At 65.2% G+C, this 24,781-nt stretch carries 20 protein-coding genes; 8 read left to right on the top strand and 12 right to left on the bottom strand.

The genetic code is table 11. The annotated features are described in order from the left end of the window. Positions 1 to 101 precede the first annotated feature (101 nt). The 3 genes from lipB to H9638_RS14395 all read left to right on the top strand — a co-directional run bounded on the left by lipB (position 102) and on the right by H9638_RS14395 (position 2,668). Positions 102 to 815, top strand: a complete 714-nt coding sequence (gene lipB / locus H9638_RS14405; RefSeq protein ID WP_191748509.1) for a lipoyl(octanoyl) transferase LipB — start codon at positions 102 to 104, stop codon at positions 813 to 815. After that, entirely contained in the window at positions 812 to 1,816 is a 1,005-nt protein-coding gene (gene lipA / locus H9638_RS14400) for a lipoyl synthase (RefSeq protein WP_191748507.1), read from the top strand. Before lipB ends, lipA begins: the two co-directional genes overlap by 4 nt. A 99-nt stretch (positions 1,817 to 1,915) precedes the next feature. Continuing rightward, positions 1,916 to 2,668, top strand: coding sequence for a DUF4191 domain-containing protein (locus H9638_RS14395; RefSeq protein ID WP_191748505.1), 753 nt, complete (start codon positions 1,916 to 1,918; stop codon positions 2,666 to 2,668). Positions 2,669 to 3,498: 830 nt separating this feature from the next. Here H9638_RS14395 and H9638_RS14390 read toward each other — a convergent pair. Further along, entirely contained in the window at positions 3,499 to 3,948 is a 450-nt protein-coding gene (locus H9638_RS14390; RefSeq protein ID WP_191748503.1) for an RDD family protein, read from the bottom strand. 263 nt (positions 3,949 to 4,211) lie between these two features. Here H9638_RS14390 and glnA point away from each other — a divergent pair, with 263 nt between their 5' ends. Then, positions 4,212 to 5,636: a type I glutamate--ammonia ligase gene (gene glnA, locus H9638_RS14385; RefSeq protein WP_191748501.1), complete on the top strand. Its 1,425-nt coding sequence runs from the start codon at positions 4,212 to 4,214 to the stop codon at positions 5,634 to 5,636. Between the two features lie 62 nt (positions 5,637 to 5,698). Next, entirely contained in the window at positions 5,699 to 6,901 is a 1,203-nt protein-coding gene (locus H9638_RS14380; RefSeq protein WP_225217450.1) for a serine hydrolase domain-containing protein, read from the top strand. A 119-nt stretch (positions 6,902 to 7,020) separates the two neighbouring features. On the opposite strand, the gene H9638_RS14375 is transcribed toward H9638_RS14380, so the two are convergent. The 4 genes from H9638_RS14375 to H9638_RS14360 all read right to left on the bottom strand — a co-directional run bounded on the left by H9638_RS14375 (position 7,021) and on the right by H9638_RS14360 (position 13,697). After that, positions 7,021 to 7,749, bottom strand: a complete 729-nt coding sequence (locus H9638_RS14375; protein WP_318241892.1) for an amino acid ABC transporter ATP-binding protein — start codon at positions 7,747 to 7,749, stop codon at positions 7,021 to 7,023. Continuing rightward, entirely contained in the window at positions 7,746 to 9,218 is a 1,473-nt protein-coding gene (locus H9638_RS14370; RefSeq protein WP_191748499.1) for an amino acid ABC transporter substrate-binding protein/permease, read from the bottom strand. Before H9638_RS14370 ends, H9638_RS14375 begins: the two co-directional genes overlap by 4 nt. Before the next feature lie 101 nt (positions 9,219 to 9,319). Further along, on the bottom strand, positions 9,320 to 12,343 hold the full coding sequence (locus H9638_RS14365) for a bifunctional [glutamine synthetase] adenylyltransferase/[glutamine synthetase]-adenylyl-L-tyrosine phosphorylase (RefSeq protein WP_191748497.1): 3,024 nt from the start codon (positions 12,341 to 12,343) through the stop codon (positions 9,320 to 9,322). A 13-nt stretch (positions 12,344 to 12,356) separates the two neighbouring features. After that, positions 12,357 to 13,697, bottom strand: coding sequence for a glutamine synthetase family protein (locus H9638_RS14360; RefSeq protein WP_191748495.1), 1,341 nt, complete (start codon positions 13,695 to 13,697; stop codon positions 12,357 to 12,359). 161 nt (positions 13,698 to 13,858) lie between these two features. Between H9638_RS14360 and panB the strand changes: the two genes are divergently transcribed. Beyond that, positions 13,859 to 14,713, top strand: coding sequence for a 3-methyl-2-oxobutanoate hydroxymethyltransferase (gene panB, locus H9638_RS14355; protein WP_191748493.1), 855 nt, complete (start codon positions 13,859 to 13,861; stop codon positions 14,711 to 14,713). A 46-nt stretch (positions 14,714 to 14,759) separates the two neighbouring features. On the opposite strand, the gene H9638_RS14350 is transcribed toward panB, so the two are convergent. Next, the gene (locus H9638_RS14350) at positions 14,760 to 14,921 is read right to left on the bottom strand and encodes an SPOR domain-containing protein (protein ID WP_151723923.1); all 162 of its coding nucleotides are present in this window, start codon (positions 14,919 to 14,921) and stop codon (positions 14,760 to 14,762) included. A gap of 104 nt (positions 14,922 to 15,025) precedes the next feature. Between H9638_RS14350 and map the strand changes: the two genes are divergently transcribed. Together map and ppgK are read left to right on the top strand one after the other, a co-directional pair. Next, on the top strand, positions 15,026 to 15,904 hold the full coding sequence (map, locus tag H9638_RS14345) for a type I methionyl aminopeptidase (protein ID WP_191748491.1): 879 nt from the start codon (positions 15,026 to 15,028) through the stop codon (positions 15,902 to 15,904). Between the two features lie 25 nt (positions 15,905 to 15,929). Next, positions 15,930 to 16,727: a polyphosphate--glucose phosphotransferase gene (gene ppgK / locus H9638_RS14340; protein ID WP_191748490.1), complete on the top strand. Its 798-nt coding sequence runs from the start codon at positions 15,930 to 15,932 to the stop codon at positions 16,725 to 16,727. 79 nt (positions 16,728 to 16,806) lie between these two features. On the opposite strand, the gene nrdR is transcribed toward ppgK, so the two are convergent. The 6 genes from nrdR to H9638_RS14310 form a co-directional block, all read right to left on the bottom strand. Beyond that, positions 16,807 to 17,304 carry a transcriptional regulator NrdR gene (gene nrdR / locus H9638_RS14335; RefSeq protein WP_191748488.1) on the bottom strand — a complete coding sequence of 166 codons (498 nt, stop codon included), beginning with the start codon at positions 17,302 to 17,304 and terminating at the stop codon, positions 16,807 to 16,809. A 103-nt stretch (positions 17,305 to 17,407) separates the two neighbouring features. Next, positions 17,408 to 18,772 (bottom strand): histidinol dehydrogenase, encoded by a 1,365-nt coding sequence (hisD, locus tag H9638_RS14330; RefSeq protein ID WP_318241891.1) that lies wholly within the window; start codon positions 18,770 to 18,772, stop codon positions 17,408 to 17,410. 14 nt (positions 18,773 to 18,786) lie between these two features. Continuing rightward, the gene (dnaE, locus tag H9638_RS14325) at positions 18,787 to 22,326 is read right to left on the bottom strand and encodes a DNA polymerase III subunit alpha (protein WP_318241890.1); all 3,540 of its coding nucleotides are present in this window, start codon (positions 22,324 to 22,326) and stop codon (positions 18,787 to 18,789) included. A gap of 31 nt (positions 22,327 to 22,357) precedes the next feature. Beyond that, entirely contained in the window at positions 22,358 to 23,293 is a 936-nt protein-coding gene (locus H9638_RS14320; protein ID WP_191748484.1) for an RluA family pseudouridine synthase, read from the bottom strand. Beyond that, positions 23,286 to 23,849: a signal peptidase II gene (lspA, locus tag H9638_RS14315; RefSeq protein WP_191748482.1), complete on the bottom strand. Its 564-nt coding sequence runs from the start codon at positions 23,847 to 23,849 to the stop codon at positions 23,286 to 23,288. The genes H9638_RS14320 and lspA overlap by 8 nt, the downstream gene beginning before the upstream one ends. 204 nt (positions 23,850 to 24,053) lie before the next feature. Continuing rightward, positions 24,054 to 24,725 (bottom strand): DivIVA domain-containing protein, encoded by a 672-nt coding sequence (locus tag H9638_RS14310; RefSeq protein WP_191748480.1) that lies wholly within the window; start codon positions 24,723 to 24,725, stop codon positions 24,054 to 24,056. Between the last annotated feature and the right edge of the window lie 56 nt (positions 24,726 to 24,781).

Here is a 24,781-nt window from a genome sequence, read left to right as displayed (position 1 = left end):
CTAGCGCGGACCGGTGAATCCTGCAGAAGTTATCCACAGCCCGGCATACACGTGATGCGACTCATAGGGACCTCGGGTGTGACAGGCGCTACGCTGACCCTATGGATTTGGAGTTTCAGCGCGTTGGTTTTGCCCCGGATTATGTCGATTATCAGGATGGCTGGGATCTTCAGCGCAGGATACACGCGGAAGTGAGCGCCGGCACCAGGCCCGGCACGGTCCTGATGCTGGAGCATCACCCGGTTTATACGGCCGGGAGGCGGACCGAGGAACACGAGCGTCCCTTCGACGGCACCCCCGTCATCAGCGTGGACCGCGGCGGCAAACTAACCTGGCACGGGCCGGGCCAGCTGGTGGGGTACCCCATTCTCCGCCTGCCCGATCCGGTCCTCGTGGTGGAATATGTTGCAGCTCTGGAAGATGCCCTGGTCACCGTGCTGGCAGGCTATGGGCTTCACGGCGAACGCGTCGACGGACGCTCGGGGGTTTGGATCCGCGGGGACGGCCTGCGCCAGGACCGCAAAATTGCCGCCGTCGGGATCCGGGTTGACCACGGGGTCACCATGCACGGATTCGCCCTGAACTGCAGCAACGACCTCAACCCCTACGGGCAGATCATTGCGTGCGGCATCACCGATGCCGGCACCACCTCCATCAGCGCGGAGACCGGGGCGCCGGTATCGCCGGCAGGCATCGCAGACCAGGTGGAAACCCAGCTCATCCGCACCCTCGGTGCCCTGTCGAACAAACAGGGAGCATCCCCCACAACCGCAGAAGAAGCCGGCGCCGTCCGGAACGAAGGAGCCCTGAAGTGACACTCGCCCCCGAAGGCCGCCGTCTCCTGCGGATCGAGCAGCGCAATGTCGCCGTTCCGGTGGAACGCAAGCCCGACTGGATCAAGGCCAAGGTCAACATCGGCCCGGAGTACGTGCAGCTCAAGAACCAGGTAAAAAAAGAAGGCCTGCACACCGTCTGCGAGGAAGCCGGCTGCCCGAACATCTTTGAGTGCTGGGAGGACAAGGAAGCCACCTTCCTCATCGGCGGTTCCGAGTGCACCAGGCGCTGCGATTTCTGCCAGATTGACACCGGCAAGCCCTCGCCCGTGGACCGTATGGAACCGCTTAAGGTCGCCCGTTCCGTCCAGTCCATGAACCTCCGCTACGCCACGGTCACCGGAGTCGCCCGCGATGACCTGGCCGATGAAGGCACGTGGCTTTACGCGGAAACCATCCGCCAGATTCATGCGATGAACCCCGGGACCGGCGTCGAAATCCTGATTCCGGACTTCTCCGGAAAACCGGAGCACATCCAGGCCATCTGCGACGCCGCGCCCGAGGTTTTCGCCCACAACGTCGAAACGGTTCCCCGGCTGTTCAAGCGGATCCGGCCGGCATTCCGCTACGAGCGGTCCCTGGACGTGATTACACAGGGGCAGGCGCTGGGCATGGTCACCAAGTCAAACCTGATCCTGGGCATGGGCGAAACCCGGGAGGAAATCTCGGGAGCGCTGCGGGACCTGCGCGACGCCGGCTGTGACCTTCTGACCATCACCCAGTACCTCCGCCCCAGCGAACGGCATCTCCCGGTGGACCGCTGGGTCAAGCCCGAAGAGTTCGTGGAGCTCAGCGACGAGGCCACGGAGCTCGGCTTCCTCGGTGTGATGAGCGGGCCGCTGGTCCGGTCCTCCTACCGGGCCGGACGGCTCTGGGCTGGGGCGATGCGCAAGAAAGGGCGGGAGCTTCCGCCGAACCTCGCCCACATCGAGGATTCCGGCACGGCAGCCCAGGAGGCATCCTCCATTTTGGCCCGGCGCTGAGCGCCGTTTCCACCAGCTAAAAGCCCGCTGCAATCCTCGCCGACTACCCGTGTCACGGGGAGAAGATGCCGCGCCTCCATCACGTAGAATTGACTTATTATGGCCAACAGCACTGATTCCGACGCATCCAAGGGCGCCCGGCGCGGCCTCTTCTCCCGCAAGCCGAAGGCGGAAAAGAAGAACAAGCAGCCCGGCCGCATGAAACAGATCGCCGATGTCTTCAAGATGACGCGGCGCAACGATCCCAGCGTGGTCTGGTGGATGGCTGGCGCCTTCTTTGGCATCATCATCCTCGCTCTGGCCATCGGCTTCCTGATTGACAACTGGGTCACGATGCTCATCATCGCTATCCCGCTGGGCCTGCTGGCCGCTGTCTTCATCCTTTCGCGGCGCGCTGAACGTGCTGCCTTCTCGCAGATTGAAGGCCAGCCGGGTGCCTCGGGCGCAGCCCTGAGCGTCCTGCGCCGCGGCTGGATCCTGGAAGAACAGCCGGTTGCCGTCAGCCCGCGCACCCAGGATGCCGTGTTCCGCGCGATCGGCCGTCCCGGCATCGTGCTGGTCACCGAGGGCCCCTCCAACCGGGTCCGGACACTCGTTGACGGCGAACGCCGGAAGATGAACCGCATCGCGCCGAACGTTCCCGTCCATGTCATCCAGACCGGACGCGGCGAAGGCCAGGTCCCCCTCCAGCAGGTGGCCAAGAAGGTCCGGAAGCTCAAGAAGTCGCTGACCAAGCAGGAAGTCCAGGCCGTCAACAAGCGCCTGTCCGCCCTGGGCCAGCGCCTGCCGATTCCCAAGGGCATCGACCCCTACAAGGCCCGGCCCGACCGCAAGGCAGCACGCGGGCGCTAGCTCCGGCAGCCGACAGTTGAACATCGAACGAGGGCCCCTTACCGGGGGCCCTTTTTCGTGTGCAGTATGCAGGGTATGGACGGGTGGGCGGGGAAGTCCGGGTGTGAGTGACGCTCAGCGGCGGGTCGCGCCGGGCGACGGCTGGCACGCCCGGCAGGTCGGGCGTCGTTGGGAGCTCGGCGACGTCGGGCGTCGTTGGGAGCTCGGCGGCGTCGGGCGCAGCCGGGCCGGTCGGGCGGCACCAGGCGCATCGGGCGCGATCGGGGCCGATGCCGGTGCCCGGACGGCATACGCGGGAATCGGCTGGGGGCGTGCCGGAAATCCTCCGTTTGGGGACTTCCCCGCCACTTTGGGACTTTCCTGCCGCGGCGCCGCGGCAGGAAAGTCCCATTCCGGCAGGCTTGTCCCAAAACGGAGGGAAACTCCGCCGCCCCTGGTCCACCGCGGCACAGACTCCCGGCCAACGTTTCTGTTGGGGCTGGTGTGACCACAGGAAGAAACACCTGTCACGCAGAGTGGGAACCTGTGCACACGGACCTGCCATCGCCGGAACTGCTGCGGGCTGATAGAGCTCGGCTTCAAAGTGTTCGCCTTCGCCCAGGCGGCAGGAAGGGTGGGCTGGCGCAGGAAGGGTGGGCTGGCTCAGGAACGGTGGCCTGACGCAGGAACGGTCGGCGGGCGCAGACGCGATCGGCCGCCGGGCAGACCGGGTTCGGCAGAGCGTGGTCGGCCGTCACGAGCCAGGAGCTAGAACTAGCAGCTACCTGAACATACAAAGAGGGCTTCTCCAGAGAAGCCCTCTTCGGGTGTGCACCTTTGACGCCAGGTGCCTATCGACTGCCGTGCTTCACGCGCACCAGGATGGTGTTCATGGCCTTGTCATGCAGGCCGCGCTGGTCGGCATCGAAAATCAGCGCGGGAATGACCAGGCAGATCAGGATGGAACGGACGGCGCCGGCCAGGGGTCCGGCGGCGGAGCCGTCCAGTTTTTGCACCTGGAGACTGAAGACCCGGTGGCCGACGCTGTAGCCGAGCAGCCCCACGAGGATGATCTGCTCCGCAGCGAACACCAGGAGATTGGCCGTTGCCGTTCCGCCGAAGAACGCGTAGGAAATCAGTGACGCTAGCGCCCAGTCGATGATGATCGCGCCGAGCCGCGGCCCTACGCGGGCGATGGATCCCGGACCTGTCCGGGGGCGGCCGAGCCGGCGCCCGGGCCAGTTTTCCTCATCGGACGGCGGGCCCTGGAGCCATGAACCTAAGCTTCTTCTGTCAACCACGGTTTAAGACTACCGGCTGGCACCGGCGCCCCCGTCCCGCCGTCATGACGGGCCACGGTGTGCTCCGGTGACCGGGCACACGCTAGGGTGGAGGAAATGGCCCGGCGTATGTAACGTCGCCGAAACATTAGCGACATGGGCGGGTAATCGGGCCCGCCTAGAGTTACTGGAGTTACCGGATCGAGCGGATTTTCCGCCCGGTGCCCGGACAGGTCCACCGCCCGGGGCCTTTCCACCCAACCTTTATAAGGAGCATAGACACGATGTTCAAGACTGCGGACGAGGTCCTCAAGTTCATCGCTGACGAAGATGTGAAGTTCGTCGACATCCGGTTCACCGATCTCCCTGGTGTGCAGCAGCACTTTAATGTGCCGGCTAAGTCCGTCGATGCAGACTTCTTCGTTCACGGCCAGCTGTTCGATGGTTCTTCCATCCGCGGTTTCCAGGGCATCGCTGAATCGGACATGCAGCTCATTCCCGATGTCACCACCGCGTTCCTGGACCCGTTCCGCATCGAGAAGACCCTCGCCCTGAACTTCTCCATCGTGAACCCGCGCACCGGAGAGCCCTACCTCCGCGATCCCCGCGGTGTCGCAGAGCGCGCCGAGGCTTACCTTGCCTCCACCGGCATCGCTGACACCGCCTTCTTTGCTCCCGAGGCGGAGTTCTTCATCTTCGACAACGTCCAGTACGAATCCGCTCCGCAGGGCAGCTTCTACAAGGTTGATTCCATCGAGGCTCCGTGGAACACCGGCCGCGAGGAAGAAGGCGGCAACCTGGGCAACAAGACCCCCTTCAAGGGCGGCTACTTCCCCGTCTCCCCCGTGGACAAGCAGGCAGACCTGCGCGACGCGATCTGCGTTGAGCTGGACAATGCCGGCCTTGAGGTCGAGCGGTCCCACCACGAGGTGGGCGGCGCAGGCCAGGCTGAAATCAACTACAAGTTCACCACGCTGACGCACGCAGCCGACGACCTGCAGAAGTTCAAGTACATCGTCAAGAACGTTGCCGATGCGTGGGGCAAGTCCGCGACCTTCATGCCGAAGCCGGTCTTCAACGACAACGGCTCGGGCATGCACTGCCACCAGTCGCTGTGGAACGGCGGCGAGCCGCTGTTCTATGACGAGAAGGGCTACGCGGGCCTGTCCGATCTGGCCCGCTGGTACATTGGCGGCCTGCTCAAGCACGCTTCCGCCGTTCTGGCCTTCACCAACCCGACGGTCAACTCCTACCGCCGCCTGGTCAAGGGCTTCGAGGCTCCGGTCAACATGGTCTACTCGCAGGGCAACCGCTCCGCCGGTATCCGCATCCCCATCACCGGTTCCAACCCGAAGGCCAAGCGCATCGAATTCCGCGCTCCGGACCCCTCCTCCAACCCGTACCTCGCCTTCGCCGCACAGCTGATGGCCGGCCTGGACGGCATCAAGAACCGCATCGAGCCGGCCGACCCGATCGACAAGGACCTCTACGAGCTCCCCGCCGAAGAAGCCAAGCACATCCAGAAGGCTCCCGGTTCCCTTGAGGAAGCTCTGCTGGCACTGGAAGCCGACAACGAGTTCCTGCAGGCAGGCGGCGTGTTCACCCAGGACATGATCGACGCCTGGATCGCATACAAGCGCGAGCAGGAAATCTTCCCGCTGTCGCTGCGCCCGAACCCCTTCGAGTTCGAGCTCTACTACGGCGTCTAAGACTCCGAACGCAGAAGGGCCCGTACACCTGCCGGAAACGGCAGGTGTACGGGCCCTTCTGCATGCCGGACTTCGACCGCGTGGACGCCCCGCAGCGGGTTGACCAGCTCTTTACGCTGGTGGAGGGTGGACGCATGCCCGAATCCTCCGCCAACCTGCGGCAGTCACTGCAGGCCCAGGTCGACGCCGGCTGGTGCCCCGGCCTGGTGGCCGGTGTACGGCTGGACGGCCGGAGGGAAATCCTGGCGCTGGGCAGCTACGGCTTCCACGACCCGCGGCCGATGGATGCCCAGACCCCGTTCCGGATCGCTTCCCTGAGCAAGCTGGTGGGCGGTGCACTGGCGCTGAGCCTGGTCGCGGACGGCACACTGGCGCTGGACGACGACGTCGCGCGCTGGCTGCCCGAACTCGCAGGGCTGCGGGTGCTGGTGTCCCCGGAGGCGCCCTTGACCGACACGGTTGATGCCCAAGGGCCGGTCACCGTCCGGCATCTCCTGACCCTCACCGCAGGTTTTGGCCTGGACTTCGGGCAGACTCCCTACGCTGCCGCGACTCAGGATTTCCTCTGGGGACCCAACCCGCCCGGAATGACCCCTGATGAGTACCTCGCCCGGCTGGGCGGGCTGCCGCTGGCAGCACAGCCGGGGATCCGCTGGATGTACCACGCCGGAGCAGACGTACTCTCCGTCCTGCTGGCACGGGCTTCGGGGCGCTCGGTGGGCGAGCTGCTGGCGGAGCGGATCACCGGTCCGCTGGGATTGACCGGTACAGGTTTCCCGGCCGGGAGCGAGCAGCTGCCAGCCATCTACGACCCCACGGAAAACGGGCTGGTGGAAGCCGCCGGTTACCGCGCTGCCTTCGCCGCTCCCCCGCTGTTCGAGTCGCTGGCCGGCGGCCTGCTCTCAACGGTTCCCGACTATCTGACGTTTCTGGCGGCTCTGGCCGACGACGTCCTGGTCCCCGCCGCGCTCCGCGAACAGATGACCACGGACCAGCTGGTGGGCAGCCAGCGCGAAGGCTTCGCCGAAATGGCCGGTTCAGAGGAGTCCTGGGGCTACCTGAGCGCCGTGCAGACCGGCCCCGGTGCCGGCTGGTCGGAACCCGGGATGTGGGGCTGGGCCGGAGGCTCCGGAACCAGCGCCGCAGTCTATCCAAACGGGGACATCGGGGTCCTTTTCACGCAGCGCTTCCTCACCGGGCCCACCGACGGCTTTGACTACTTCTGGGAGCCCTTCGGCACCATGCGCGCAGCAGCGCGGCCCTGATGCCGGGCAAGAAGACCGAGCCAGAACACCGTACAGGGACACAGGGCGGTGACAGAGCAACGACGGCGGTGCGGCACCTGGGAGGGCACCGCACCGCCGTCGTCGGCTGCTGGAGAGTGCTAGAGAACCTTGGCCAGGAAATCCTGGAGGCGCGGCGATTCCGGATTGCCGAAGAGTTCCTCGGGTGAGTTCTCCTCCACCACGTAGCCGTCGGCCATAAAGATCACCCGGTCAGCGACTTCGCGGGCGAAGCCCATCTCGTGGGTGACAACAACCATGGTCATGCCCTCCTTGGCCAGGTCGCGAATGACCTGGAGGACTTCGCCGACCATTTCCGGGTCGAGCGCGGACGTGGCTTCGTCGAAGAGCATCACGTCCGGCTTCATCGCCAGCGCACGGGCGATGGCCACGCGCTGCTTCTGGCCGCCGGAGAGCTGGGCGGGGCGGGCATCGGCCTTGTCAGCCAGGCCCACCCGCTCCAGCAGTGCCAGGGCGTTCTTCCGGACCTCAGCCTTGGAACCCTTCTTCAGTTCCACCGGGGCAAGCATGATGTTCTGCAGCACGCTCATGTGCGGGAACAGGTTGAAGTGCTGGAACACCATGCCGATCTGCTGGCGGACCTTGTTGAGATCAACCTTCGGATCGGTGAGGTCGAAGCCGTCCACCACCACTTTGCCGGCGGTGATGTCTTCGAGCTTGTTCAAGCAGCGCAGGAACGTGGACTTGCCGGAGCCCGAGGGACCGATCACGCACACGACTTCGCCTTCGGCCACGGACACGTCCAGGCCTTTGAGGACCTCGTTGGACCCGTAGGACTTGCGCAGGCCGATGGTTTGAATCTTGGTCACTTGTTGAACCTCTTATCCAGGACGTCCGCGAGCTTGGTCAGCAGCGTAATGACGATGAAGTACAGGGCAGCGACAATCAGCAGCACCTCGGCGGTGCGGAAGTTCACCGCGTAGATCTGCTGCGCCTGGTAGGTCAGTTCGGCGAAGCCGATGACGGCCAGCAGCGAGGTGTCCTTCAGGGTGATCACGAACTGGTTGATGAAGGACGGCGTCATGATCTTGATGGCCTGCGGAATGACGACCTTCTGCATGGTCTTGCCGTAACCCAGGCCGAGGCTGCGGGCAGCTTCCATCTGGCCCGGATCCACGGACTGGATGCCGCCGCGGACAATCTCCGTCATGTAGGCGCCGGCGTTCAGGCTCAGCGTCAGCACGCCTGCGGTCAGCACATCCACCGGCTGCCCGATCAGCTGCGGCAGGCCGAAGTAGAAGAAGAAGGCCTGCACCAGCACCGGGGTGCCGCGGAAGATGCTGACGTAGGTGGTGGCGATGCCGCGCAGCACCACCTTGGAGCTGACCTTGAAGAAACCGAAAATGATACCCAGGATCAACGCGAAGAACAGCGAGAGGGCCGTCGCGAGCAGGGTCAGGCCGAGGCCCTTGGCAAAGGCCGGAGCGTTGTCAGTGACCAGGGACCAGAAGCTGGAGTCGGCGGCGCCGGCGTCCAGGTAGCGGTCCATGATTTCCTCGTACTCGCCGCTTTCCTGCAGGTTGGCCAGCCCGGCGTTGAACGCCGCAAGGAGTTCCGGGTTGGCGCCGGCGTTGACGGCGAAGCCGTAGGACGAACCGGTTTCCTTCTCCGTCACGGTTTTCAGCCCGTTACCGGACTTGATGCCGTAGGCCAGCACGGGATAGTCGTCGAAGACGGCAACAGAGGAGCCGGCCTTAACGTCGTCGTACATCTGCGCAGACTGCGCGAACGCGATCACGTCGAAGCCGTACTGGTCCTTGATGGACTCTGCGAAGGCCTGGCCTTCGGTGCCGGTCTTGACGGCAACACGCTTGCCTTCGAGGTCCTCGTAACCGGCGACGTCGTTGTTGTTTTCCGCAACGGCCATCTGGATGCCGGACTCGAAGTAGGGGTCCGAGAAGTCGAAGACCTTCTGGCGTTCCTCGGTGATGGACATTCCGGCGATCACGCCGTCCACCTGGTTGGACTGCAGCGCCTGAAGCGCGGCATCGAAGCCCAGGGAACGGATTTCGACGTCGAAGCCCTGGTCTTCCGCGATGGCGTTGACGAGGTCCATGTCGATGCCGACGAGCTCGCCGTTTTCGCGGAACTCGAAGGGTGCGAACGTAGTGTCGGTGCCGATGGTGTAGGTCTTACCCTCTACGGCGCCGGGCTCCTGCGTGGCCGCGAAGGCCCCGGAAGCAGGGGTGCCCAGGAGCAGCGCCAAAGCTGCCAGCAGGCTGGTGAGGGGAACCGCGAGTGAGGCGGGGCCTTTCAGCGCCCGTTTGCCACTGTGCAAAGTAAACGTCTCCTAGCTAATGGTTCGCGGCGATGCGCAGCAAACGCCATCAAAAACCTTACTAGGAAAGCGGGCACTCAAATTACCGCCAAGGCCCCGGCTCAGCCTTCCCCGACACCGTAACCATAGAAATAGCGCTCGAAGACACCCCGTGCGCGCCGCGTCAGCCGGAGATAATCCTCTTCCAAAATCCCGCCCTGACCTGCGGCGTAGCCGCACCAGCGGGCCACAGCCTCAAGTTCGCGGCGGGAGGACGGCAGGACGTCGGCGTTTCGCCCACCCCGAATCACATTTGCACAACGGATCCTGCTGGCCAGCAGCCAGCTCTCCCTCAGAATCTGCGTATCCGTGTCCGGAAGGAACCCTGCATCGCCAATCGCGTCCAGCGCCGCGAGCGTCGCTGTGGTGCGCAGCGCCGGGTAGGACCGGGCGTGTTTCAGCTGCAGGAGCTGGACCAGCCACTCGACGTCGCTGAGTCCCCCGCGCCCCAGCTTGATGTGCCTGGAGGGATCCGCGCCGCGCGGGAGCCGCTCTGACTCGACCCGGGCCTTGATCCGGCGGATTTCACGGACGTCTGCCGTATCCAGGGACTCCGGATAGCGCAGCGGATCGATCAGCGACATAAAATCCTCTGCCAGCCGGTCGTCGCCGGCCATCGGCCGGGCCCGGAGCAGCGCCTGGGCTTCCCAGGCCTGCGACCACCGTTCGTAGTACCCCCGGTAGGAGTCGAGGGTGCGGACCAGCGGCCCCTGCCGTCCTTCGGGGCGCAGTCCGGCGTCAAGCTCCAGCACCCGCTCTGCCAGCACAGCCGGCTGGCAGGGCTGCTGCAGCAGGGACGAAATCCGGCCGACGATGCCCTCCGCCTGCCGCTGGGCTGCCTGCGCATCCGCTCCGGGAAGGGGGCGGTGGACATAAAGCACGTCGGCGTCGGAACCATAGCCGATTTCCCGGCCGCCCTGACGGCCCATAGCCACCACCAGCATGTCGGTGAGCTGTTCCTCCGTGCCGTACACCTCGTTCTCCGCCGCGTGCAGCGTTCCCAGGACGGCGGCGCGGTCATTGTCCGCCAGCGCCCTGCCCACTTCCTCCTGTGAGAGCAGCCCTGCGCTGTCGGCCAGGGCAATCCGCAGCATCTCCCGGCGGCGGATCAGCCGGATGAGCCGCACGGCTTCGCCGGGCCGGGGGTGCCGGGACATCTTGGCCCGCATCTCCTGCCACAGGGCATCGAACCCGACGGGCACCAGGTCCTTGTCCGTGCCCAGCCAGGCCGTGGATTCCGGGGAGACTTCCAGCAGGTCGCTGATGAACCGGCTCGAGGAAAGAATCTGGCAGAGGCGCTCCCCGGCCGCTGAGGAGTCCCGCAGCATGCCGAGGTACCAGTGGCTGTCTCCCAGTGACTCGCTGAGCCGGCGGAAGCCAAGCAGTCCGGCGTCCGGATCGACACCGTCCGCCAGCCAGCCCAGCAGCACCGGCAGCAGCTGCCGCTGCAGGGCCGCCCGGCGGCTGATTCCCTTGGTCAGGGCCTCGATGTGCCGCATGGCGCCCTTGGGATCCGCATACCCCAGCGCAGCGAGGCGGGCCTGGGCGGCTTCGGGGGTGAGCCGGACTTCGTCCTCGGAGAGGTTGGAGGCAGTGTTCAGCAGCGGGCGGTAAAAGATGCTTTCGTGCAGCCGGCGCACCAGCCGTTTGGTCCGCTGCCAGGTCTCCAGCAGCCGCTCCGCACTGGGCCGCACCAGCTGCAGGGAACCCGCGGAGGACTTGGACAGTGCCCGCAGCGCGGACGGATCCTCCGGCATCAGATGGGTGCGGCGCATGTGCACCAGCTGGATGCGGTGTTCCAGCACCCGGAGGTAACGGTAGGCGGCGTCGAGGTCCGCGGCGTCCCCGCGGCCAATGTATCCACCCTCGCTCAGCGCGGCGATTGCGGCGGTGGTGGTGCGCACGCGCAGAGTCTCATCCACCCGTCCGTGGACCAGCTGCAGCAGCTGCACGGTGAACTCCACGTCCCGCAGTCCGCCCGGGCCGAGCTTAATCTGCCGGGCCGCCTCGTGGGAGGGGATGTTCTCGGTCACCCGGCGCCGCATGGCCTGCACGGATTCGACGAAGTTCTCCCGCTCCGAGCTGGACCAGATCAGCGGGGCCACCGCATCCTCGTAGCGCCGTCCCAGCTGCGGATCGCCCGCGATCGCCCGGGCCTTGAGCAGTGCCTGGAACTCCCAGGTATGCGCCCAGCGCTGGTAATAGTGCAGGTGCGAATCCAGGGTCCGGACCAGCGGGCCGTCCTTTCCCTCCGGCCGCAGGTTTGCATCCACATCCCACAGCCCCGGTTCCGGTGCCGAAGCATTGATGACCCGGGAGATGCCCGCCGCCATGGCGGTGCCGATCCGGCTGGCCAGGGCTTCGTCCAGCTCCGGTGCGTCGATCACGTAGATGACGTCGACATCGGAAATGTAGTTGAGTTCACTGGCGCCGCATTTGCCCATGCCAATGACGGCCAGGTGCACGGCGGCGACGTCTGCCGGTGCGAAGGATCCGGCGAGTTCGGCCCGCGAAACCGCCAGGGCGGCTTCCAGCGCGGCGGCGGCCAGATCCGCGAGCTCCCGGCCGACGGCGGGCATGGTGTCCTCCGGAGAGGCAGCGCCAAGGTCCCGGACAGCCAGCTCCAGAAGGTGGCGGCGGTACCGGGTCCTCAGCTGCACGTAGGCGTCAGTCCCCGTCAGCCCCGCCACGGGATTCGGGCCGGTGCCGGCCTGGACAGATTCCAGCAGCGATGCCCGCAGGGTCCGGGCCGGAACTTCCGGAGGTTCCGCGGAGAGGGCGGTGTCGAGCAGGTCCGCGTTCTCCGGATGCCGCATGACGAACTCAGCCAGCGCTTCGGAGGCCCCCAGCACGCGGAACAGGGCCTCGCTGCGGTCCGGACCCGCGTTCACCAGTTCTCCCAGCGACGGGACCCGGCTCAGCAGCCGGACCAGGGACTGCAGTGCCATGTCCGGATTCGCCGCCCGGGCAAATCCGGTAAAAAGTGTCTCCTCGTCGATGCCGGCGAGTTCGGGCGCACCGAGGAACCGTTCGCTCTTCTCCAAGTCGGTGAATCCGGCTGCGATCAGGCGTCTGGTCAGGCTCATGGCGGCGCTTTCGCTAGAGGATGCTCAGGTTCTTCTTCAGCTCGAACGCGGTGACCTGCTGGCGGTACTCGTTCCAGTCCGCCTGCTTGTTGCGCAGGAAGTTCTCAAACACCTGCTCACCGAGGATGTCCGCCACCAGTTCGGAATCCTCCATCACGCGGATCGCGTCATGCAGGCTGGACGGCAGGGGCGAGTGCCCCATGGCGCGGCGTTCAGCGGCGCTCAGGGACTCGATGTCATCCTCGGCGCCCGGCGGCAGTTCGTAGCCTTCCTCGATGCCCTTCAGGCCGGCACCAAGCAGTACGGCGTAGGAAAGATACGGGTTGGCCGCGGAGTCAATGCCGCGGTATTCGATCCGTGCGGACTGTCCCTTGCCCGGCTTGTACAGCGGCACCCGCAGCAGGGCCGAGCGGTTGTTGTGTCCCCAGGACAGGTAGCTGGGAGCTTCGCCTCCGCCCCAGAGACGCTTGTAGGAGTTCACGAACTGGTTGGTCACGGCAGTGAATTCCGGTGCGTGGCGCAGGATGCCGGCCATGAACTGGCGGGCGGTGGAGGAGAGCTGGAACTCCGCTCCCGCTTCAAAGAAGGCATTGGAATCGCCCTCGAACAGGGAGAAGTGGGTGTGCATCCCGGATCCGGGGTGGGCGGTGAACGGCTTCGGCATGAACGTCGCGTAGCAGTTGGTCATCAGCGCGACTTCCTTGACCACGGTCCGGAAGGTCATGATGTTGTCCGCCGTCTGCAGCGCATCGGCGTAACGCAGGTCGATCTCGTTCTGCCCGGGGCCGGCCTCATGGTGGCTGAATTCCACGGAGATACCCACGGCTTCCAGCATGGACACGGCCGTGCGGCGGAAATCCTGGGCCACGCCGCCGGGAACGTGGTCGAAGTAGCCTGCCTGGTCCACCGGAACCGGTTCGCCGTCAGGCCCGGGCTGGTCCGACTTCAGCAGGTAGAACTCAATCTCCGGATGGGTGTAGCAGGTGAAGCCCATGTCAGCGGCCTTGGCCAGCTGCCGCTTCAGGACGTTGCGGGGGTCGGCGGCGGAAGGCTGCCCGTCCGGGGTGAGGATGTCGCAGAACATCCGGGAGGTCTGCTCCTCGTCACCGCGCCAGGGCAGGATCTGGAAGGTGGAGGGATCGGGCTGCGCCAGCATGTCCGATTCAAAAACCCGGGCCAGGCCCTCGATCGAGGAACCGTCAAACCCCAGTCCTTCCTCGAAAGCGCCCTCCACTTCGGCAGGTGCCAGCGCTACGGATTTCATGGAACCCACGACGTCGGTGAACCACAGCCGGACGAACCGCACGTCGCGCTCTTCGATCGTTCGCAGAACGAATTCCTGCTGGCGGTTCATGCCGTACCTCTTTCGCTGTGGACGCTTACGCGGATCTGAAATTACTCTACCCAGCCCGGGACGAATTTCCGGCCCGGTCGGGTGGTGTGGTGCGGACATTACGTGCCGCTTCGAGAGCGGGCGGGCCGTCCGGCGGGCCCAAGGTTTAGTAGGCTCGAAGGATGACCAGCGCTGAACAGCCCAAACCGTACGGCACAGACAAGGCCCAGACTCCTGTCCCGCCTAAGCGCGTACGGATTTCCTACCTCCAGCAGCTCAAGGACAGCGGTGGCAAGTTTGCCATGCTCACTGCCTACGACCAGTACACGGCGTCCATCTTCGACGAAGCCGGCATCGAGACCCTGCTTATTGGCGATTCCGCGGCGAACAATGTCATGGGCCATGAAACGACCCTGCCCATCACGCTGGACGAGATGATCGTGTTCGCCAAGTCCGTGTCCGCCGGCGCCAGGCGTGCCCTGATCGTCTGTGACCTGCCGTTCGGTTCCTACGAGGTCTCCCCCGCCCAGGCCATCGAGTCTTCGGTCCGGCTGATGAAGGAAGCCGGCGTCCAGGCAGTCAAGATGGAAGGCGGCGCGCACTACGCCGACCACGTCAAGGCAATGACCGCTGCCGGCATCCCCGTGATGGCGCACATCGGTTTCACGCCGCAGAGTGAGCACGCCCTGGGCGGGTACAAGATCCAGGGACGCGGCTCTGCTGCGCAGGCCGTAGTGGATGACGCCGTCGCCCTCGTGGAAGCCGGAGCGTTCTGCGTCCTGATGGAAATGGTGCCCGCCGAAGTGGCCGCCGCAGTGGAGGCCGCAGTTCCGGTCCCGACCATCGGCATCGGCGCCGGCAACGCCACGACCGGGCAGGTGCTGGTCTGGCAGGACATGGCCGGAATGGGCGGCGGCAAGACCCCGCGGTTCGTGAAGGCCTACGCCGACGTCCGCTCGGTGCTCTCAACGGCCGCCCGTGAATTCGCCGACGAGGTGCGCAGCGGCACCTTCCCCGGCCCGGAGCACAGCTTCTAGACCACCCGCAGCCGGAACAAATACAGCCGGAACACCACAGCCGGGATCAGTCTTCGTCCTTGTCCCAGGCCTCATTCCGGGCCTTGACCTTCTGCAGTGCCAGCTCGGCCTCTTCCCGTGTCGGGTAGGGGCCGATCAGCTTTGTCCAGTCCGACTGCGGGCCAACCTCGACTTCGTGGGTCTGCACGTTGAACCAGTACTCGGCCATGGGCCCTCCTCCTGTTAAGCGTCCGTGCTCCGCATGAGCTGACGGACAGTGCACATCGTCCCGCCCATGCGGCGGCACGAAGCGCTGGCGATAAGATCGATACTATGCCCCAGAATATTGCTGCAGCACCTCTTGGACGCCTCCAGCCGGGAACGGTCGGCCCCCGCCGTCCTGTACCGGCGTCGATTCCCCGCCCTGAATATGTGGGCAAGGAAGCGCCGGCGAAATTCACCGGATCCGAGGTCAAGACCGCGGAGACCATCGAAAAGATCCGCATCGCCAGCCGGATCGCGGCCCAGGCAATCGTGGAAGTCGGCAACCACATCAAGCCGGGCGTCACCACCGATGCCCTGGACGCGGTAGCCCACGAGTTCCTGCTGGACCACCGGGCATACCCCTCGACCCTGGGCTACCGGCATTTCCCCAAGTCGATCTGCACCTCCGTCAACGAGGTGATCTGCCACGGCATCCCCGACACGACGGTCCTGGAAGACGGCGACATCGTCAACGTGGACATCACCGCGTTCATCAACGGCGTCCACGGCGACACGAACTTCACTTTCCTGGTCGGAGACGTGGATGAGGAATCCCGGCTCCTGGTCGAGCGGACGGCCGAATCCCTCCGCCGCGCCATCAAGGCAGTGATGCCGGGCCGTGAAATCAACGTCATCGGCCGGACCATCGAGTCCTACGCCAAGCGCTTCGGCTACGGCGTGGTGCGCGATTTCACCGGTCACGGCGTGGGTGAAGCCTTCCACACCGGCCTGATCATCCCGCATTACGACGCCGCGCCCGCCTACAGCCGCCTCATCGAAACCGGGATGGTGTTTACCATAGAGCCTATGCTCACTCTCGGGACCGTTGAGTGGGACATGTGGGACGACAACTGGACCGTTCTGACGAAGGACCGGAAGCGCACCGCACAGTTCGAACACACGCTGCTCGTCACCGACAGCGGTGCTGAAATCCTGACCCTTCCGTAGCGTTACGCCCTAGCACTGGAGAACCATGGCCAAGAAGCATAAGACCAAGCACGACGCCGTCATCGGGATCGACATCGGCGGCACCGGGATCAAGGGCGGAATCGTTGATCTTGCCAAGGGCAAGCTGATCGGCGAACGCTTCCGGATTCCGACCCCGCAGCCGGCCACCCCCGAGGCTGTGGCGGGCGTTGTCGGCCAGATCGTTGCGGAGCTCTCCTCCCGTCCGGACGGTCCCGGGACCGAGGTGCCCGTCGGCGTGACCTTCCCGGCGATCATCCAGCACGGTGTGGCCCGTTCGGCGGCCAACGTGGATAAGAGCTGGGTGGATACCGACGTCGATGCCCTGCTCACCAAGGCGCTCAACCGCGAAGTTCAGGTCATGAACGACGCCGACGCCGCGGGCCTTGCCGAGGCACGCTACGGCGCCGGCAAGGGCGTTCAGGGAACGGTCCTGGTCATCACACTGGGCACCGGAATCGGCTCGGCCCTGATCTCCAATGGACGCCTGGTGCCCAACGCAGAACTCGGCCATCTGGAAATCGACGGCTACGACGCGGAGACCCGCGCCTCGGCCTCAGCACGCGAGCGGGACGATATTTCCTGGGAAGAGTATGCCAAGCGCCTGCAGCGCTACTTCTCCCACGTGGAGTTCCTCTTCTCCCCCGACCTCTTCATCATTGGGGGCGGCATCTCCAAGCGCAGCGAGGACTTCCTGCCGATGCTGGACCTGCGCACCCCCCTGGTCACCGCCAGCCTGAAGAACAACGCCGGCATCGTCGGAGGCGCGCTCCAGGCGGCGCTGCACTTCAACTACCTGAAGTAAGTCCTGCCCAGTGAACCCCGGCCGCTGCGCTGCAGCGGCCGGGGTTTTCTGCGCGGTTTGGCTTACTGCATTCGCCTCGTTACTGAGCCGTGAGCGGGCGCTGGGCACCGGCGGGAACACTGCCCACCCGGGCCGACTCGGCGCGCAGCGCCGCGATGGCAGCCTCAAAGTCCTCCAGTGACTCGAAGGACTGGTAGACGCTGGCGAACCGGAGGTAGGCCACCTGGTCCAGCTTCTGCAGCGGCTGCAGGATAGCCAGCCCAACCTCGTGTGCCTGGATCTCAGCGACACCGGAGGCGCGGATGGTCTCCTCCACTTCCTGGGCCAGCAGCGCCAGGTCATCCTCGCTGACGGGACGGCCCTGGCAGGCCTTGCGGGCGCCGTTGATCACCTTGCTGCGGCTGAAGGGCTCGGCCACACCGGAGCGTTTGATGACGCTGAGGCTGGTGGTTTCCACGGTGCTGAAACGCCGTCCGCATTCCGGGCATTGCCGGCGGCGGCGGATCGCGGAACCGTCATCGGCCAGGCGGCTGTCCACAACCCTGGAGTCAGCGTTCCGGCAGAACGGACAGTACATTCCTTGGTCCTTTCAGGCGCAGGCGGCGGGATACTTCGCGCACCCCGTTTATAAGCAGTCGTAGGGCTAATCTACAGCGGACGGCCGGACGGCGCGGGGCACCTTACCCCGCGAACCGGATGCTCACGGCGTCACCGTGTGCCGGGAGGTCCTCGGCACGGGAGAGGGCCACCACGTGCCCGCTGACCTCGCGCAGCGCTTCACGGCTGTAGTCGATGACCTGGATGGCGCGCATAAACGTGGTGACGTTCAGGCCGGAGGAAAACGCTGCGGTTCCGGCAGTAGGAAGAACGTGGTTGGAGCCGGAGCAGTAGTCACCCAGGCTGACCGGGCTGTAGCTGCCGACGAAGATCGCCCCGGCGCTGGTAATCCGTGCGGCGGCAGCCGGTGCGTCAGCGGTCTGGACTTCCAGGTGTTCGGCCCCGTACGCGTTGCAGACGGCAATTCCGGCTTCCAGGCCGTCCACCAGCACGACGGCGGACTGCCGTCCCGACAGTGCGGTCCGCACGCGTTCTGAGTGCTTGGTGGCCGGCACCTGGACATCCAGCTCGGCCCGGACGGCGCCGGCAAGCTCCGGCGAATCGGTGACAAGAACAGAGGCGGCGTTGGGATCGTGCTCGGCCTGGCTGATCAGGTCCGCCGCTACAAGCCGGGGATCGGCAGTGGCATCGGCCAGCACGGCGATTTCGGTGGGACCGGCCTCGGCATCGATGCCCACTACCCCCTTGACCAGCCGCTTGGCGGTCGCCACAAAGACATTGCCCGGGCCGGTGACGACGTTAACCGGTTCCAGCCCCGGTCCGCCGGCGCTGGCAGGGATGCCGTAGGCGAACGCCGCGATGGCCTGGGCACCGCCGACGGCGTAGACCTCGTCGATGCCCAGCAGCTCCGCAGCCGCGAGGATGGTGGGGTGCGGCAGTCCGCCGAATTCCTTCTGCGGAGGAGACGCCAGCGCCAGTGAGGCCACCCCGGCTGCCTGTGCCGGCACCACGTTCATCACCACGGAGGACGGGTAGACGGCCAGACCGCCCGGAACATAGAGCCCCACCCGGCGAACCGGGACCCAGCGCTGGGTGACCGTGGCACCGTCTGCAATGGCCACCCCAACATCCCCGGGACGCTGGGCCTCGGCGAAGATCCGGGCCCGGCGAATGGATTCTTCCAGGCCCGCGCGCACCTCGGGATCCAAACCGTCCAGGGCGGCACGAAGCGCCTCCCGCGGGACCAGCGGATGCACCTGCTCAACGCCGTCGAACTTCGACGCCAGGTCCGCCAGGGCGGCAAAGCCGCGGGTGCGGACGTCGTCAATGATCGCGGTAACCGCAGCAGCCGCGGTGTCTGTGCTGGTGCCGGCCCGCGGCATGGCCGCCTTCAGCTCGGCCGGGGAAAGCTCCCTGCCGCGCAGGTCGATTGTGCGCAGGGCCGAAAACGGCTGGTCGGAACGTACATCAGGGGTGGAGGAAGTCACAAATGCCATTCTACCTAGCCATCGAGGCACGCCGGTCCCAGAAGGACCTTCAGGTCACCGAAGAGGGACGGCGTCGGGTTAACCCGCATGTCCACCCCCAGTTTCATGACCTCCACGGTCCGGCTGCCGTTGAGCCGGATCTGCACCTCGGACGTTCCCGGATGGGTCCGCAGGACGTCGCCGAGCTGGGTGACCACGGTTTCCGTTGCCTTGTACGTCGCCATGGAGATGACCACCGGGCCGGAATGCCCCTCGCTGAGGTCCGGGACGGTGAGTTCCTGGGCATTCAGTGTCACGGCGCCGTCATCCCGGCGCTGCAGCCGGCCGCGGACGACGACGATCAGGTCCTCCGCGAGCACGGCCGCGATTGGCCCGTACACCTGACCAAAGAACATCACTTCCATGGACCCGGCGAGGTCCTCGATTTCACAGCGGGCATACGCGTTGCCGCTGTTCTTCGCGATCCGGCGCTGGAGGGAGGTGATCATGCCCGCGATGGTCACGATGGCACCGTCCGGCGGTCCTTCCTCCCCCACGATCGAGGTGATCGAGGAATCAGCGTGCTGGCTCAGGATTCCTTCCAGGCCCTGCAGCGGATGGTCGGAGACGTAGAGTCCAAGCATGTCCCGCTCGAAGGAAAGCTTGTCCTTCTTCTCCCACTCGGGGAGGTCAGGGATGTCGATGCTGATCGAGGCCTCGGGCTCGGCTTCGCCGATTCCGGCGAACAGATCGAACTGGCCCACGGCCTCATTCCGCTTGAGCACCACCACGGAGTCGATGGCTTCTTCGTGGATCATCGCCAGCGGCCGCCGTGCATGGCCCATGGAGTCGAAGGCGCCTGCCTTGATCAGGGATTCGATGGTCCGCTTGTTGCAGACCACCGCCGGCACCTTCATCAGGAAGTCCTTGAAGTTGGTGTAGGCGCCCTTCTCCTCGCGGGCTCCGACCATGGCATGGACCACGTTGGCGCCGACGTTGCGGATGGCACCCATGCCGAAGCGGATGTCCTTGCCCACCGGGGTGAAGTTCACCGAGGACTCGTTGACGTCCGGCGGCAGAACCGTGATCCCCATCTTCCGGCACTCGTTCAGGTACATGGCCAGCTTGTCCTTGTCATCACCGACAGAGGTGAGCAGGGCGGCCATGTACTCGGCCGGGTACACCGCCTTCAGATAGGCGGTCCAATAGGACACAACGCCGTAGGCGGCGGAGTGGGCCTTGTTGAAGGCATAGTCGGAGAAGGGAAGCAGGATGTCCCAGAGGGCCTTGATGGCGGCCTCTGAGTAGCCGCGGTCGACCATTCCCTGGTGGAATCCGGCGTACTGCTTGTCCAGCTCGGACTTCTTTTTCTTGCCCATGGCGCGGCGGAGAATATCCGCCTGGCCCAGGCTGAACCCGGCCACCTTCTGGGCAATGGCCATCACCTGCTCCTGATAGACAATCAGGCCGTAGGTGGTGTTCAGGATTTCCGCCAGCGGTTCTTCGAGCTCCGGGTGGATCGGCGTGATTTCCTGCTGGCCGGTTTTGCGCAGGGCGTAGTTCGTGTGCGAGTTCGCACCCATGGGGCCGGGGCGGTACAGGGCGATGACGGCGGAGATATCTTCGAAGTTATCCGGACGCATGCTCTTGAGCAGCGACCGCATGGGGCCGCCGTCGAGCTGGAACACACCCAGGGTGTCACCGCTGGCCAGGAGGTCGTACGCTTCCTTCAAATCCAGCGGGAGGTCCTCCAGGACCAGGTCCTCGCCGCGGTTCGCCTTGATGTTCTCCACGGCGTCGGAGACGATCGTCAGGTTCCGCAGGCCGAGGAAGTCCATCTTGATCAGGCCCAGGCCTTCGCAGGTGGGGTAATCGAACTGCGTAATCACCTGCCCGTCCTGCTCGCGGCGCATGATCGGAATGATGTCGATCAGCGGGTCCGAGGACATGATCACACCGGCGGCGTGGACGCCCCACTGGCGTTTCAGGCCCTCCAGCCCCAGCGCGGTGTCGAACACCCGCTGGGAATCGGGATCGGTGCGCAGCAGCTCACGAAGCTCCTCAGCTTCGCCGTACCGCTTGGCTTCCTTGTTATGCACATCGGCCAGGGACAGGCCCTTGCCCATCACGTCCGGCGGCATGGCCTTGGTCAGCCGCTCCCCGACGGAGAACGGGTAGCCCATCACCCGCGAGGAGTCCTTCAGGGCCTGCTTGGCCTTGATGGTGCCGTAGGTGACGATCATGGCCACGCGCTCGTCGCCGTATTTCTCGGTGACGTAGTGGATCACCTCGGAACGGCGCCGATCATCGAAGTCGACGTCGAAGTCAGGCATGGAGACGCGGTCCGGGTTCAGGAACCGCTCGAAGATCAGCCCGTGCTGCAGCGGATCGAGGTCCGTGATCCCCATGGCGTAGGCGGCCATGGAACCTGCACCGGAGCCGCGGCCCGGTCCGACACGGATGCCGTTTTTCTTGGCCCAGTTGATGAAGTCGGCAACGACCAGGAAGTAGCCCGGGAAGCCCATCTGGACGATGATCCCTGTTTCGTAGTCCGCACGCTTGCGGACGGCGTCGGAGATGCCGCCCGGGTAGCGGTGCTGAAGGCCCTTTTCGACCTCCTTGACGAACCACGACTCCTCGTTCTCGCCCTCGGGGGTCGGGAAGCGCGGCATGTAGTTGGCCTTGGTGTTGAACTCGACGTCGCAGCGCTCGGCGATGAGCAGCGTGTTGTCGCAGGCTTCCGGATAATCCCGGAACACGGCCCGCATCTCGGCCGGAGACTTGAGGTAGAACTCGTCCGCGTCGAACTTGAACCGTTTCGGGTCGGCGAGGGTGGAGCCGGACTGCACGCAGAGCAGGGCTGCGTGGGCCTTGGCATCCTCGGCGTGGGTGTAGTGGAGGTCGTTCGTGGCAACGAGCGGGAGGTTCAGTTCGCGGGCCAGCTTGATCAGGTCCGCTTGGACGCTGCGCTCAATGTCCAGGCCGTGGTCCATCAGCTCACAGAAGAAGTTCTCCGTGCCGAAAATGTCCCGGAAGTCGGAGGCTGCCTGCACCGCTTCCTTATAGAGCCCCAGCCGGAGCTTGGTCTGCACTTCACCCGACGGGCAGCCGGTCGTGGCGATCAGGCCCTTGCCATAGGTCTGCAGCAGTTCCCGGTCCATGCGCGGTTTGTAGAGCTGGCCCTCCAGGGAGGCCAGCGAGGACATGCGGAACAGGTTATGCATGCCTTCGGTGGATTCCGCCCACATGGTCATGTGGGTGTAGGCACCCGCGCCGGAGACGTCGTCGCGCCCGCCGCCGCCCCACTTCACCCGGGTCTTGTCCTGGCGGGCCGTGCCCGGTGTCAGGTACGCCTCGACGCCGATAATCGGCTTGATGCCGGAGTTGCGCGCCTTGTTCCAGAAGTCGAAGGCACCGAAAACAAACCCATGGTCCGTCGTCGCCAGCGCGCTCATACCCAGCTCATCAGCGTGGCTGAACAAGTCGGTCAGGCGCGCCGCACCGTCCAGCATGGAGTACTCGGTGTGGTTGTGAAGATGGACAAACGATTTCGACGAACTAGTTACTGAAGCCACCTAACCATTCTAGGTGTCCAGTCCGGGCGGGTTAGACGAGGCCGCTGTCCAGCGCGTCGAGGGCGTACTGCAGGTCCTGGGGATACTCGCTGACGAATTCCACCCAGTTTCCGGTTCCGGGGTGGGTAAATCCCAGCTTCCGGGCGTGCAGCCACTGCCGGGTCAGCCCAAGTTCGGCTGCCAGCCGGGGGTCCGCACCGTAGGTAAGGTCACCCGCACAGGGGTGGCGCAGAGCGGAGAAATGCACGCGGATCTGGTGGGTCCGGCCGGTTTCCAGATGCACTTCCACCAGGGAGGCCCGGCCGAAGGCTTCCAGGACCTTGTAATGGGTCACCGAGGCCCGCCCGTCGTCCAGGACGGCGAAACGCCAGTCGTGGCCGGGGTGCCGGCCGATCGGCGCGTCAATCGTTCCTTCCAGCGGGTCCGGCAGTCCCTGGACCAGGGCGTGGTATTCCTTCTCCACGGTACGGTCGCGGAACGCCTGTTTCAGCAGGGTGTAGGCGTGCTCTGTTTTGGCAACGACCATCACTCCGGAGGTGCCGACGTCGAGCCGGTGGACAATCCCCTGCCGTTCACCGGCACCGGACGTCGAGATCCGGTAGCCGGCTGCCGCGAGGGCACCCACAACGGTGGGACCGACCCAGCCCGGAGACGGATGGGCGGCAACACCGACAGGCTTGTCGATGACAACGAAGTGCTCGTCGTCGGCCAGGATTTTGAGGTCCTCAACGGGTTCGACTACGACGGCCAGCGGGTCGGGCTGCTCGGGTACGTCCGCGGCTACCTCGTCACCGGCGTGCAGCCGGTCCGACTTGGCCACGGGTTTCCCCGAACGGGTCAGCCAGCCTTCGCCGCACCAGGTGGCCGCGGTGGAGCGGGAGATGTCCAGCAGCTTGGCGAACACGGCGTCGGCCCGGCCTCCGTCGTGTTCCTCGCTGATGGTGAAACGGGAGTGGATCTCAGGCATCTGCGTTGTCCTTGCCACTGACGGTGCGGGTGCCGTCCATGTTGATGCCGCGCAGGGTGAGCAGGCAGACCAGGATCACACCGGACACCACGCACATGTCCGCGATGTTGAAGATCGCGAAATTCGGGAATGCAATGAAATCAACCACGTGTCCCTGGCCGAAGGAGGGTTCACGGAACAGCCTGTCGGTGAGGTTCCCTGTGGCACCGGCCAGGACCAGGCCGAGGGCGATGGACCAGCCCACGGACCGCAGGCGGAACATCAGGTACACCAGGAATCCGGAGACCAGCACCATGATGATGGTGAAGATCCAGGTGTAATCCGTACCGATCGAGAAGGCAGCTCCCGGGTTGCGGATGAAGTGCCAGCGGAGCAGCGGGGGCAGGACATCCGTGACCTGGCCCTCGGTCATGGTGGAAACCACCCAGATCTTGGTCAGCTGGTCCAGGATCCAGGCGGCCAGCGCGATGCAGGCCATGATCAGTGCGTAGCGGGTCAGCGCGGCTTTCGGGCGCGACGGCGGCACTGGCTGCGGTGCGTCAGAGGAGTCTGTCATGGTGCTTTCGGGGTTGGGCAGGCGGGGAGCGCCGGCACTGAGGTTCTGGAACGCAGGGGGGTGGAACTCTGTTCTGGAAAGGAACACCGTGCTGGAACAGTACGGGCCGGTGGCCGGGAGATCCCGGCCACCGGCCCGTAATTCTGTTACCAGACTAATCCTGATTCATATCCGTCCAGACGGACCGAACGAAGCGTCAAACGCTTAGGCGTCCGCGGTCTCCGAGGCTACCGAGCCGCGGGAATCGAGATCGCGCAGCTGGCCTTCGATGTATGTCTTCAGGCGTGAGCGGTAGTCACGCTCGAAGCCGCGCAGCTGCTCGACCTTGCGCTCCAGAAGGGCCTTCTGCTGTTCGAGGGAGCTGAGGATCTTCCGGCTCTTCTCCTGGGCTTCGGTCACAAGGCCGCTGGCCTCGATCTGTGCCTCGGCGATGATCTTATCCCGCTGCTCGACGCCGGCGCCGACATAGTCGTCGTGCATCTTCTGAGCCATGGCGAGGATACCGGCAGCCGATTCTGCCGGGTTGGACACGGGAGCGGACTCCTGCGGCCGGGGAGCCTCAGCCTTGGGAGCCTCAACCTTGGGCTCCGGCTTGGCTTCGGGCTCGGGCTCCGGCTTCTTCTCTTCCTTGACCGGCTGGGATACCTGCTCGGCCTTGGAAGCGGCGGACACCGGTGCCGGGACCTGGCTGCCTGCAGGCGCACCAGCAACTGCCTCGGCAAGCTGCCGGCGCAGGTCTTCGTTTTCGGCGTTCAGGCGGCGGAGTTCGACGACGATCTCGTCGAGGAAGTCATCCACCTCATCCTGGTCGTAGCCTTCACGGAACTTGGTCGGCTGGAACCGCTTGTTGACAACATCTTCTGGCGTCAGAGCCATCTGGTCACCTCATACTGGTTATAAGACTTGCCCGTGTTGACGGGCTGTCTAGGTAC

The sequence above is a fragment of the Arthrobacter pullicola genome (genome assembly GCF_014836875.1).
In the GTDB taxonomy this organism is placed as follows: Bacteria; Actinomycetota; Actinomycetes; order Actinomycetales; family Micrococcaceae; genus Arthrobacter_B; species Arthrobacter_B pullicola.
The sequence above is the reverse complement of the archived record's forward strand: the minus strand, read 5'-3'. Positions and strand labels throughout refer to the sequence as shown.